Origin of the sequence: Spirosoma sp. (genome assembly GCF_026391055.1) — a bacterium.
Classification (GTDB): domain Bacteria; phylum Bacteroidota; class Bacteroidia; order Cytophagales; family Spirosomataceae; genus Spirosoma.
Genome location: NZ_JAPLET010000030.1, coordinates 353,920 through 365,896, shown reverse-complemented (window position 1 = coordinate 365,896; position 11,977 = coordinate 353,920). Strand labels below are relative to the sequence as shown.

Here is an 11,977-nt window from a genome sequence, read left to right as displayed (position 1 = left end):
AAGCCGTAACCCCGGCCCCCGTTATAGGAACCTTCTGTAACGGGGGCCGGGGTTACGGCTTTTCGGGGCGATAAAGTTTGCCCATATATGAAGATTTGTTATAAATCCGGTCTACCTTTGCCTTGCTGAAAAAGCAAAGCTTTAGGGGTGCCCAAGTCGGGCTGAGAGATCACCCTTTGAACCTGAACAGGATAATACCTGCGGAGGGAAAAGCGAGAATACAGGCCTTTGTCCAGTGCTTCGTGCCCGCTAATCGCACGATTTGCCTGAGGCCGTTCTGCATTTTCCCCGTTCGTTTATCCGTCAGGTTTCCCCGATAGCCGTTTTTCTGCATAACCTGTGCACGATTATGACGCTAACGGTCAACCATCAATCCGTCGAAATCGCAGACTCCTCATCGCTGGGAGCCCTGCTCACTCAACTGACCATCGCTAACCAGAAAGGCATTGCGGTGGCCGTCAACAATGCCATTGTTCCCCGCGCTGCCTGGGAACAGTTTGTTTTATCGGGAAACGAGAAAATTACCATTTTACAGGCCACTCAGGGCGGATAATAATGAGCCAGAAAACCGAACAAGTACCTTCGGCGCAGACGATCACGCGCCAGCCACTCACGGGGTCGCGCAAAATTTATGTGCCGGGTCAGCTGCACGACATCCGCGTGGCCATGCGCGAAATCAGCCTCTCGGATACCGTTTCGCACGTGGGGAATCAACAAGAGCGGCAGTGCAATGCTGCCGTAACGGTGTACGATACCAGTGGCCCTTACACAGACCCGGCTATCCGGATCAATCTGGAAGAGGGACTTCCCCGCCTGCGGGAGTCGTGGATTGCGGGCCGTGGCGATGTGGAGCAGCAGACTGCCTTTGCATCCGACTATTCGAACCAGCGACTGGCTAATTCAACCCTGGATTCGCTGCGGTTTGCGCATATACGGTATCCGTATCGGGCCAGAGAGGGGCAGAACGTCACGCAACTGCACTACGCCCGAAAAGGCATCATCACGCCCGAAATGGAATATATCGCCATTCGGGAAAACCAGCGTATCGATGCGCTCAACGACCAGTCATCACTCTGGCAGCAGCATCCGGGCAACAGTTTTGGGGCCAATACGCCGAAAAACTTTATCACCCCCGAATTCGTCCGGCAGGAGGTAGCGGCCGGGCGGGCCATTATTCCCGCCAACATCAATCATCCGGAGAGCGAACCGATGATTATCGGCCGTAATTTTCTCGTCAAGATCAATACCAATATCGGCAACTCGGTCGTCTCATCGAGTATTGACGAAGAGGTAGAGAAAGCCGTATGGAGTTGCCGATGGGGTGGCGATACGCTCATGGATTTATCGACGGGTAAGAATATCCATGAAACCCGCGAATGGATTATCCGGAATTGCCCCGTACCCGTTGGCACGGTACCGCTTTATCAGGCGCTTGAAAAAGTGAACGGCAAAGCCGAAGCGCTGACCTGGGAGCTGTTCCGCGATACGCTCATCGAACAGGCCGAGCAGGGAGTGGATTATTTCACCATCCATGCCGGTGTACTGCTCCGCTACATTCCGCTTACGGCCCGCCGGGTTACGGGGATCGTATCGCGCGGAGGGAGTATTATGGCCAAGTGGTGCCTGGCGCATCATAAAGAAAACTTCCTGTATACGCATTTTGAGGAGATCTGCGCGATCATGAAGGCCTACGATGTCTCCTTCTCGCTGGGGGATGGACTTCGTCCCGGCTCGATCGCCGATGCCAATGACGCGGCTCAGTTCGCCGAACTCGAAACGCTGGGCGAACTGACCAAAATTGCCTGGAAGCACGATGTTCAGGTTATGGTTGAGGGGCCGGGCCACGTGCCCATGCACCTGATCAAAGCGAACATGGACAAGCAGTTGCAGCACTGCGATGAAGCACCGTTCTACACGCTTGGCCCTCTTACAATGGATATTGCACCCGGTTACGACCATATCACATCGGCTATTGGAGCGGCCATGATCGGCTGGTTCGGGACGGCCATGCTCTGCTACGTTACGCCCAAAGAACACCTTGGCCTGCCCAACAAAAAAGACGTGAAGGATGGGGTCATTACCTATAAAATTGCCGCTCATGCGGCCGATCTGGCAAAGGGCCACCCCGGCGCTCAGTATCGCGACAATGTGCTGAGTAAAGCTCGATTTGAATTTCGGTGGGAAGATCAGTTCAACCTCTCCCTTGATCCGGATACGGCGCGGGAGTTTCATGATGAAACCTTGCCAGCCGAAGGCGCTAAAACCGCTCACTTCTGCTCCATGTGCGGCCCGAACTTCTGTTCAATGAAAATTACGCAGGACGTGCGTGACTACGCGGAACGAAACGGGCTGGCCAGTGACGAGGTGCTCGAAAAGGCAATGCAGACCAAAGCAAGGGAATTTGCAGAACAGGGAGGCCAGCTCTATTTATAAGCATCCAGCCTGGCCATCGGCCAGGCTGGTTAACCGTTTTACGCCTTTGTCCAATGAAGATTAGTTCGCTACACTACATAACGACCCGCCCCGAAGAGGCCGAGCTTGCCTGCCGGGCCGGAGCCGACTGGATTCAGCTCCGGCTGAAAAACCGGTCGTATGCCGACTGGAAAGCCGTGGCGCTGGAAACGCTGGCCGTTTGCCGACAGTACAAGGCTACACTGATCCTTAATGATAACCCGCTGCTGGCCGCCGACATTGGTGCGAATGGCGTGCATCTGGGTCAGGAGGATATGCCCATCCCGGAAGCACGTGCCCTGCTGGGCGATACATTCATCATCGGTGGAACGGCCAATACGCTGGAAACTATACTGGCGCATCAGCGGGATGGCGTTAATTACGTGGGGCTGGGGCCATTTCGGTTCACAACGACCAAAGAGAAATTAAGTCCTGTTTTGGGGCTGCAAGGCTATGAGCAAATCCTCTCAGCGTTGCCGCGTCAGCCGATTTCGCTGCCCATTATCGCCATTGGCGGAATTACCCTCGCAGATGTGCCCGCCCTGCTGGAAACGGGCGTGTATGGTGTAGCCGTCTCGTCGGCCATTACCGGGGCATCCGATCCGGCGGCCCAAACGCGGCTGTTTCTCCGTCAGCTAACGACCTCACCTTCTTTTTTTGATTGATATGACTACACAATCGCTGATCATTGCCGGTAAATCGTTTGCCTCGCGGCTGTTTACCGGAACGGGTAAATTTGGTTCCGCGCAACTCATGGAAGAGGCCCTGCTGGCTTCGGGTACAGAGCTGGTAACGGTGGCGCTGAAACGGGTTGATGCCGCCAATCGCCAGGACGATCTGTTGTCGCACCTGACTCATTCACAGTTCAGCCTGTTGCCCAATACATCCGGTGTGCGAACGGCAAAAGAAGCCGTCTTTGCGGCACAGATGGCCCGCGAAGCGCTGGAGACGAACTGGCTGAAGCTGGAAATTCACCCCGACCCCAAATACCTGCTGCCTGACCCCATCGAAACATTGAAAGCGGCCGAAGAGCTGGTTAAACTGGGTTTTGTGGTCTTGCCGTACATCCATGCCGATCCGGTGTTGTGCAAACGGCTGGAAGAAGTTGGGGTGGCGGCCGTAATGCCGTTGGGTGCGCCCATTGGTACGAACAAGGGACTACGAACGATTGATTTTCTGGAGATCATTATCGAACAAAGTCGGGTGCCCGTCGTTGTGGATGCCGGTCTGGGGGCGCCCTCTCATGCAGCCGCTGCCATGGAACTGGGAGCCGCTGCCGTACTCGTCAACACAGCCATTGCCGTTTCGGATGACCCGGTACGCATGGCCCTTGCCTTTAAACTGGCTGTCGAAGCCGGTCGGTTAGCCTACGAAGCGCGGCTGGCCCGACCGTCCATAACCGCCCACGCCAGTAGTCCGCTCACCGCTTTTCTGGACGAATTATGAGTACAACAACCTGGTTTGACGCCCACGACTGGAATACCGTTCAGCGGGATATTCAGGCCGTAACGCCCCGGCAGGTAGAACGGGCGCTGGGCAATACCCGCCGGACACTCGATGATTTCAAAGCCCTGATCTCACCGGCGGCTCAGGCGTATCTGGAACCCATGGCCCGGCTTAGCCACGAGCTAACGCAGAAACGGTTCGGTAAAACGATCCAGCTGTATGCCCCGTTGTATCTGTCCAACGAATGCCAGAACATCTGCACGTACTGCGCCTTCAGTCTCGACAATAAAATCGTTCGTAAAACCCTTACTGATGCCGAAATAGGGCGGGAGGCCGCTGCCCTGAAGCAACTGGGCTACGAGCATGTGCTGCTGGTGACCGGCGAAGCAAACCAGACCGTGGGCGTACCGTATCTTCGAAATGCTATTCGGCTGCTGCAACCGCACTTCGCCCATATCTCCATGGAGGTTCAGCCGCTCGATCAACCTGAGTACGAAGAACTGATCGCCGAGGGGCTCAATACGGTGCTGGTGTATCAGGAAACGTACCATCAGGAAACGTATAAGAACCACCATCCGAAGGGAAAAAAATCAAATTTCGCCTACCGGCTCGATACCCCCGACCGGCTGGGAAGGGCGGGCGTGCATAAAATGGGCCTGGGCGCGTTGCTCGGATTGGAAGATTGGCGTACGGACAGCTTTTTTACGGCGGCCCACCTGCACTACCTCGAACGAACGTACTGGCAGACCAAATACAGCATTTCCTTTCCGCGTCTGCGACCCATCGACTTACTGCAAAATGATACCATTACGTCCAAGTCTTTCGAGCGGTGCATGTCTGATCGGGATCTGGTCCAGCTGATCTGCGCCTATCGGCTGTTCAATGAGGAGGTCGAGCTCTCGCTATCGACCCGCGAAACGCCCCGTTTTCGCGACCACGTTCTCAAATTGGGCGTCACCAGCCTGAGCGCCGGGTCGAAAACCAACCCCGGCGGCTATGCCGTAGAGCCCCAGTCACTTGAGCAGTTTGCCATTTCGGACGAACGAAGCCCCGCCGAGATGGTCGACGTTATTTGTAAACAAGGGTATCAGCCAGTCTGGAAAGACTGGGATAAAACGCTCGCTGCCGTATGACCAGTGGAGAACTGAACCGCTACAGTCGTCACATCAGCCTCCCCGAAATTGGGCTTGCCGGGCAGCAGCGACTGAAACAGGCGCGCGTGGTTCTGGTTGGCGCGGGTGGATTAGGGTGCCCGGTGGGGCAATACCTGACGGCTGCGGGCGTCGGTACGCTGGGAATCATCGACGGCGACGTAGTGGAAGAAAGCAATCTGCAGCGGCAGATTCTCTTTTCGCCCGAGCATGTTGGCCAGCCAAAAGCTACCGTAGCGGCCACTCTGCTGGCGCGGCAGAATCCATACAGCCAGGTAGTGGCGCACCCGGTCTTTCTAACCCGCGACAATGCGTTATCCATCCTGAGCGACTACGATATTGTGGTGGATGGCTCGGATAATTTTGCGACGCGCTATCTGGTCAACGATGCGTGCGTTCTGCTGGGGAAACCGCTGGTGTTCGGATCTATTTACAAATTCGACGGGCAGGTGAGTGTGTTCAATCACGAGAATGGCCCCACGTACCGGTGTTTGTACCCCGAACCCAGCGAGCTGGCTGCCTGCGCCGAAGTGGGAGTGCTGGGTGTATTGCCGGGCCTGACGGGTTGCCTGATGGCCAGCGAAGTGATAAAGCTGGTAACGGGCGTCGGCGACTTGTTGAGTGGTACGCTGCTGGTTTTCAACGCGCTTACGCTCTCTTTCAATACGTTTTCGTTTACCGCTGATCCGGTCAACAAATCGATTACGGCGCTTACTCCATCGGAGACCGACTGTGCCTTGCCTGTTCCGGAAATAACGGTCTCGGACTGGCTGGCGCAGACCAATCGTTCCTTTTTAGTCGACGTGCGGGAGCCGCACGAGTACGAGCGGGAGAACATGGGCGGGCAGTTGCTGCCCCTGGCTGAACTGTACAAGCATCCTGAGCGGGTGCCGAGCGATCGGCCGGTCGTTATCCATTGTCAGTCGGGGGCACGAAGCCGGAAAGCCGTAGCTTTTCTGCGGGCGCAGGGGTATCAGAACGTGCTCAGTTTGCAGGGCGGCCTGAACGCCCTTAAACGGCTCTAACGGGAAAGTGCTTTCCGGATTTGATTGAGTGCATCGACCGCATCGGGGGCCTGCCAGAGTGCCCCCATCAGCGCGACCCCGTCAAAACCAGCTCGACGTACGAGGGCGACATTCTCCGCCTGTATGCCCCCCAGTCCGATCAGCCTGGGTAAGTCCTTATGTCGTTGCCGAATCGCCGACACTTCCTGTCCGATAATCTCCAGGCTACTCGACGGGCCGTAACCCGGTTTACTGATACTTGGAAAAAGTGGGCTGTAAAAGACCATGTCAACCTGTCCGGCCAACTTTGGCCACTCGCTGAGGGCATGAACACTCGTCGAAAAAGGAAAACCGGCTATGAAGGTTGCCGCCTGACGATCCGTGTCTTTAAGATGCCAGCGAAACGACGCGGGTACATCGCTCCCTTTCGTTGCCGGAAGTAATACCGATGACTGGAAGCCAGCAGAGAGCTGGGTTAACCCGGCGCTATCGGCGGGAGCGCGCCAGTATAGAAAATCAAGACCGCCGGTCAGCAGTGCCTGAATCGTTGGTATATCCAGACTTTGCGGGCTGCCATCGGTAATGCCCACTAGTAGGAACGGATTTTTATTCACTTGATAAACGGTCCCGAAATTTTAACCTAAAAATAAGCAAATTGATGGACCAATAGCCTGATTCAGGCCAACTGGCGTATTAAGAAATAGACTCTTTATTTACTTTCTTATCACGTGACTAAAACAGCTTCTATGGGCTTATTGGCCATATACGGTGGCGAGAAAGTCGTCAAGACCACCTTCCCGTGGCCCATTTACGATGAGCAGGATGTGCAGGCCGTCGCTGAGCTGGTGCGGAGCGGCCAATGGGGAAACCCGGACTGCGCCGGGGCCGTTGCCGACTTTGAGCAGCAGTTTGCCCGGTACTGCGGCAGTAAATACGCCATAAGCTGCGTTAACGGATCTGTCTCCCTGCGGCTCGCGCTGATTGCCTGTGGCGTACTGCCCGGCGATGAAGTCATTGTGCCACCGTACACCTTCATTGCCACAGCTTCGGTAGTGCTGGAGGTCAACTGCGTTCCGGTCTTCGTCGATATTCAGCCTGATACCTATAACCTCGACCCCGCTGCCATTGAGGCCGCCATAACGGAGCGCACCAAAGTGATTATCCCCGTTCATTTTGCCGGTCTGCCCTGCGATATGGAGGCTATTCTGGACATTGCCCGTCGGCACAAGCTGCGGGTTGTAGAAGATGCGGCCCACGCGCATGGCGGGATGTACAAAGGCCGGAAACTTGGGTCCATTGGCGATGCGGGTAGTTTCAGCTTTCAGTCGTCCAAAAACCTGACCTCGGGTGAGGGCGGCATGGTCATTACCAGCGACGACGACCTGTACCGAACCATGAACTCCCTGCGAAATGTGGGTCGGTTGCCGGGCGGGCAATGGTACGACCATTTCAATCCGGGTTGCAACTACCGAATTACGCAGCTACAGGCCGTTTTGCTGAGCGAGCAACTGAAGCGGCTGGACGAGCAGACACGCATCCGCAACGAGAACGGACTTTACCTGGACAGCCTGCTGGCCGATGTGGCGGGCATAACCCCACTGAGTCGTGGAGGGGACGAACTGATCCATCCGTATCACCTCTATATTTTCCGGTACGACAAGGCCAAATTCGGTCAGGTGCCCAAGCAGGAGTTTGTGGCAATGCTGGCGGCAGAGGGCATTCCCTGTTCGGCGGGTTATCCGCACCCGCTGTACAAACAGCCCGTTTTTCAGCAAAAGAACTGGCTGTGCTACGCCCTGCCCGACACCGTCGATTATACGAATGTGACCTGCCCGGTTGCCGAACGCGCCTGCACCGACGAAGCGGTGTGGATTTTTCAGCAGGCCATGCTGGGGTCGCGCTCCGATATGGACGCCTTTGCCGAAGCCATTCGCAAAGTGCAACAGGCCGTTGTAAACTAGTCTTTTCTTTCCCACCCGATCTATGTACTTAACCTATATCGTTTCCCGACTCGCTGCTTTACTTCTTCTCCTGATCGTTGCCGGAGCGGACGCTCTGGTAGCTCAATCAATTAACCTACAGCGGGCAGTTGTGCTCGTATCGCCTTCTGTTCCGGCACCGATGCGCGTAACGGCTCCCCAGATGCTGACGGAAGAAATTGCCAAACGAACGGGAATAACCTTGAAAAACGTGACCAGCTGGCCAAAAACGAGCCCCGTTTGTGTGGCATTTGCACTGGCGGGTGATACCGATGTTGCAGGGGTTCCGGTGCCCGTAAGTCCGGACAGACAACGCCCGGAAACACGGTCGGAAGGGTTTCGGGTTGTGAGCGATGTTACGCCCAGAGGCACCACACTATGGGTTATCGGAGCCGATGCCCGTGGTATTTTATACGGTACCGGCTGGCTGCTGCGAAATCTTAGAATGGACCGAAAGCGGCTCGAATTGGCCGCACCGGCCAATATGGCTACGGCCCCCGCTTACCCCATTCGGGGACATCAGCTGGGGTATCGGTCAACGGCTAATTCATACGATGCGTGGTCGGTGGCGCAGTTCGATCAGTACATTCGCGAACTAGCCATTTTTGGCACCAACGCCATTGAGGGCATTCCGTTTCACGAAGAAGAGAAGCCAAGTCCTCATTTTAAGTTACCCGCTCCGGAGATGCGCGTAAAAATGAGCGAGATATGCCGGAAGTACGATCTCGACTACTGGGTGTGGACCCCCGCCACGTTTGCGTTGACCGACGCGGCCAAACGAACAGCCGAACTCGATTTGCACGAGGCTTTTTACCGAGCCTGTCCCCGGCTCGACCATATTTTTGTGCCGGGGGGTGATCCGGGCGATAATCACCCCCGGGAGGTGATGCCTTTCCTGAAAGACCTGCACACACGTCTGATAAAGTACCACCCGAAGGCCAAAATATGGCTCTCGCTGCAGGGGTTCAGCGTTGAACAGGTCGATTATTTCTATGGGTATCTGGTGCAGTACAAACCCGACTGGCTGGCCGGTCTGGTCCATGGGCCGGGGAGCCCCTCACTCGCCGAAACCCGCTTCCGGCTGCCGAAGCAATACCAGCTTCGGCAGTACCCCGACATTACCCATAACGTCCGCTGCGAATACCCGGTCGAGCGCTGGGATCAGGCTTACGCGCTGACACTGGGCCGGGAAGCGGCTAACCCGCGCCCCTATTTCTTCGCCAAAGCGCAGGCAGCCGCAGCTCCGTTTACCGACGGCTTTGTGTCGTACTCGGATGGCTGTCATGACGATGTAAATAAGGTTGTCTGGAGTATGCGCGGCTGGAACCCGGAAGCCGATGTAAACGACATACTCGCCGATTACGGCCGTTTTTTCTTTGGCCCAACGCTGGATGCCGCCACAGCCAACGGCATAGCAGCTCTCGAACAAAACTGGCAGGGGCCACTGGCCGAAAACGGTGGAGTAGAAGCGACGCTCGCTTTCTGGGAAAAGCTGGAAGCCGATCAGCCAGCTTTGTCGACCAACTGGCGGTGGCAGCTTTTCCTGCTTCGGGCAACGTACGATGCGTATACCCGCAGGCGGTTGCTGTATGAGCAGGGTCTCGAAAAGACCGCCAGTCACCTGCTCGCCAGGGCCGATATAACCGGCCCCGAATCAGCCATGAGTCAGGCGCTGGATGTGGTGAATCAGGCCGATAAAAATCCGGCTTCGCCCGAGTTGAGGAGCCGGATCGAAAGCCTGTGCGCCGATTTGTTTGCCTCCGTTGGCTTACAGACCAGTGTGCCGAAATACAAAGCGAAAGGCTACGAGCGGGGCTGTGTGCTGGATTTTGTCGATTACCCACTCAACAACCGCTGGTGGCTGGCCGATGAGTTTATAAAAGTTAAATCCTTGAAAACGAAGGCGGAACAGGTAAGTCGTTTACTGGAAATCAGCACTTGGGAAAACCCCGGCAAGGGCAGTTTTTACGACGATGTATCGAGTGTGAGTAAAGGCCCACGTGTGAAAACCATATCCGACGATGCCACCGACATTGCCTGGTGGCAGGATGGCCGTAGCCGTGCCCGCCTATCGTCACAAACCTACCAGCGGAACCCGTCGCTCACCTACGAAAACCTTGATCCCGCTGCCCGGTATGTTGTTCGGGTGGTGGGGTTTGGCGAAGCCCTGTTGCGCGTTGATGGCCAGCGGCTCGAACCAACGGTCTACAACCGGGAAGCCGACACGATGAAAGAATGGATTGTACCGCTGTCGGCCACGATGGACGGGCGCATCAGCGTCACCTTCGATCAGCCGGAAGAGTCGCACCTGAACTGGCGGCAAAACTCCCGCATTTCAGACATCTGGCTGCTGAAAGAAAAAGGAACTGAATAAGACGCGAATGAGCCGGCTATCCGGTTCTAAACTCGTGGCTTTACTAACTCACTGCTATACCAAGACTTAACTCCCGAAAAAATTTTTGCCTGTACCTCTTGCCTGATAAAAAAGAATATTAACTTTGAAATACAAAGTACTTTATATATCACAGTTAAGTTCGTCTGAGCATCATATTCGTTTTGATGGTAACAGACGGGTTAAGCCTTCTCTTTCATATTCTACGTCTATGCACGAAGAGATTCTGTCCAGCCTGAACAATCCCCGGCAACTGGAAAAGTTGTACTGGACCAACAAGACAACGTTCAAAGCGGCTTTTAACGCCCTTTATCCAAGCTTACAGGATAACCCGCTGGCGGAGGGATGGTACCAGCGACTGAACTACAGACCCGATGATCTGAGCTGGGGGACACCCAGTGAACGGCTTTTTGTGGTAGTGGCGTCTGGGTTGGCCGCGCTGCTGGCCCAGTTACCCAAACTATTGTCACTGGATCAGGAGTTATTTTATTCCCGTAATGTGGGATTCATCGTGTTCCCAATATTGATCGCCTACTTTGTCTGGAAAAACAAAATCTCCTGGAAAACGGCTGCCTGGCTGGGCGGACTTACCCTTTTCGCCGTTGGGTTCATCAACTTTCTCCCTAAAAATCCGACCAGCAATACGCTGATTCTGTCCTGCATTCATTTACCCCTGTGGCTGTGGTCTCTGCTGGGCTTCACTTTTGGCGGAGGGGGGGTAAAAGGCGAGGTGAACTGGCTGGGCTTTCTGCGGTATAATGGCGAACTGGCCGTCGTTACGGCCCTTCTGTTGATCGCGGGCGGACTAACGACAGCACTTACCATTAACTTATTCGCCCTGAGTGGCCTGAAGATCGAAACGTTCTACTTCAACTACATCGTAATTAGCGGATTGGCCGCAGTGCCCATAGTAGCCACTTTTCTAACCCAGGCACAACCCGCGCTGGTCAATAAAGTGGCACCCGTCATCGCGAACCTGTTCAGCCCGGTGGCGCTGGTGATGCTGGTCGTTTACCTGACGGCAACGGTTTTTTCGGGGAAAGATCCCTACCATGACCGCGATTTTCTGCTGCTGTACAATGCGCTGTTAATCGGCGTGATGGCGCTTATTTTCTTCTCGGTAGCCGAGGCCACACCCAACAGCAAAAAGCCTGTTCAAATTCTGATTCTTTTCCTGTTATCAGCAGTAACCGTAGTGGTTAACAGCATTGCGCTGTCGGCGGTTCTGTTTCGTATTGCCGAGTGGGGCATAACCCCTAACCGAGCAGCGGTACTGGGGGCAAATGTGCTAATGCTTAGTCACCTGCTGTATGTAGGATCACAGCTTTTTCGGACCATGACCCGAAAAAACGATCTCTCGTTGGTGGGCCGGTCAATGACCTTCTTTCTGCCCGTCTATAGCTTGTGGAGCGCCATTGTAGTCTTTTTATTCCCACTACTCTTTGGCTTTAAATAAGGCGTTAAAGTAGAGTCAATACGCCAGAAGGGCATGAACGTAGCTACCAGATTCAAAGCAAACCAAATTCACAGTAAGACTTGCCGAATTCACATTGA

General features: G+C 55.1%; 10 protein-coding genes and 1 riboswitch. Of the genes, 9 read left to right on the top strand and 1 reads right to left on the bottom strand.

Annotated elements, in window-relative coordinates; translation table 11 throughout:
• Window positions 1-133 precede the first annotated feature (133 nt).
• Window positions 134-226: riboswitch (TPP riboswitch) on the top strand.
• 36 nt (window positions 227-262) lie between these two features.
• From thiS to moeB, 6 genes are read left to right on the top strand one after another with little or no spacing between them, the layout of a single operon-like run.
• On the top strand, window positions 263-553 hold the full coding sequence (gene thiS, locus NT073_RS30580) for a sulfur carrier protein ThiS (protein WP_297381749.1): 291 nt from the start codon (window positions 263-265) through the stop codon (window positions 551-553).
• 2 nt (window positions 554-555) lie between these two features.
• Window positions 556-2,433: a phosphomethylpyrimidine synthase ThiC gene (gene thiC / locus NT073_RS30575; protein ID WP_297381747.1), complete on the top strand. Its 1,878-nt coding sequence runs from the start codon at window positions 556-558 to the stop codon at window positions 2,431-2,433.
• 53 nt (window positions 2,434-2,486) lie between these two features.
• A complete protein-coding gene (locus NT073_RS30570) occupies window positions 2,487-3,116 on the top strand; it encodes a thiamine phosphate synthase (protein ID WP_297381745.1) in 630 nt (209 codons plus the stop codon).
• 1 nt (window position 3,117) lies between these two features.
• Entirely contained in the window at window positions 3,118-3,897 is a 780-nt protein-coding gene (locus NT073_RS30565; protein WP_297381743.1) for a thiazole synthase, read from the top strand.
• Window positions 3,894-5,030 carry a 2-iminoacetate synthase ThiH gene (gene thiH / locus NT073_RS30560; protein ID WP_297381741.1) on the top strand — a complete coding sequence of 379 codons (1,137 nt, stop codon included), beginning with the start codon at window positions 3,894-3,896 and terminating at the stop codon, window positions 5,028-5,030. Before NT073_RS30565 ends, thiH begins: the two co-directional genes overlap by 4 nt.
• Complete coding sequence (gene moeB / locus NT073_RS30555; RefSeq protein WP_297381739.1) at window positions 5,027-6,073, top strand: molybdopterin-synthase adenylyltransferase MoeB; 1,047 nt, start codon at window positions 5,027-5,029, stop codon at window positions 6,071-6,073. Before thiH ends, moeB begins: the two co-directional genes overlap by 4 nt.
• On the opposite strand, the gene NT073_RS30550 is transcribed toward moeB, so the two are convergent.
• Window positions 6,070-6,666: a thiamine phosphate synthase gene (locus NT073_RS30550; protein WP_297381737.1), complete on the bottom strand. Its 597-nt coding sequence runs from the start codon at window positions 6,664-6,666 to the stop codon at window positions 6,070-6,072. The two genes, moeB and NT073_RS30550, sit on opposite strands and share 4 nt — an antisense overlap.
• A gap of 132 nt (window positions 6,667-6,798) precedes the next feature.
• Here NT073_RS30550 and NT073_RS30545 point away from each other — a divergent pair, with 132 nt between their 5' ends.
• From NT073_RS30545 to NT073_RS30535, 3 genes are all read left to right on the top strand, one after another.
• A complete protein-coding gene (locus tag NT073_RS30545; RefSeq protein WP_297382162.1) occupies window positions 6,799-8,013 on the top strand; it encodes a DegT/DnrJ/EryC1/StrS family aminotransferase in 1,215 nt (404 codons plus the stop codon).
• Window positions 8,014-8,035: 22 nt separating this feature from the next.
• A complete protein-coding gene (locus NT073_RS30540) occupies window positions 8,036-10,405 on the top strand; it encodes a hypothetical protein (RefSeq protein ID WP_297381735.1) in 2,370 nt (789 codons plus the stop codon).
• A 229-nt stretch (window positions 10,406-10,634) separates the two neighbouring features.
• On the top strand, window positions 10,635-11,879 hold the full coding sequence (locus NT073_RS30535) for a hypothetical protein (protein WP_297381733.1): 1,245 nt from the start codon (window positions 10,635-10,637) through the stop codon (window positions 11,877-11,879).
• Window positions 11,880-11,977: the final 98 nt, after the last annotated feature.

What these genes read in the sequence shown, in the direction of transcription:
- NT073_RS30570 (WP_297381745.1), top strand. Translation starts at nt 2,487, where the DNA reads ATGAAGATTAGTTCGCTACACTACATAACGACCCGCCCCGAAGAGGCC.
- thiH (WP_297381741.1), top strand. Translation starts at nt 3,894, where the DNA reads ATGAGTACAACAACCTGGTTTGACGCCCACGACTGGAATACCGTTCAG.
- thiC (WP_297381747.1), top strand. Translation starts at nt 556, where the DNA reads ATGAGCCAGAAAACCGAACAAGTACCTTCGGCGCAGACGATCACGCGC.
- moeB (WP_297381739.1), top strand. Translation starts at nt 5,027, where the DNA reads ATGACCAGTGGAGAACTGAACCGCTACAGTCGTCACATCAGCCTCCCC.
- NT073_RS30540 (WP_297381735.1), top strand. Translation starts at nt 8,036, where the DNA reads ATGTACTTAACCTATATCGTTTCCCGACTCGCTGCTTTACTTCTTCTC.
- NT073_RS30545 (WP_297382162.1), top strand. Translation starts at nt 6,799, where the DNA reads ATGGGCTTATTGGCCATATACGGTGGCGAGAAAGTCGTCAAGACCACC.
- NT073_RS30535 (WP_297381733.1), top strand. Translation starts at nt 10,635, where the DNA reads ATGCACGAAGAGATTCTGTCCAGCCTGAACAATCCCCGGCAACTGGAA.
- NT073_RS30565 (WP_297381743.1), top strand. Translation starts at nt 3,118, where the DNA reads ATGACTACACAATCGCTGATCATTGCCGGTAAATCGTTTGCCTCGCGG.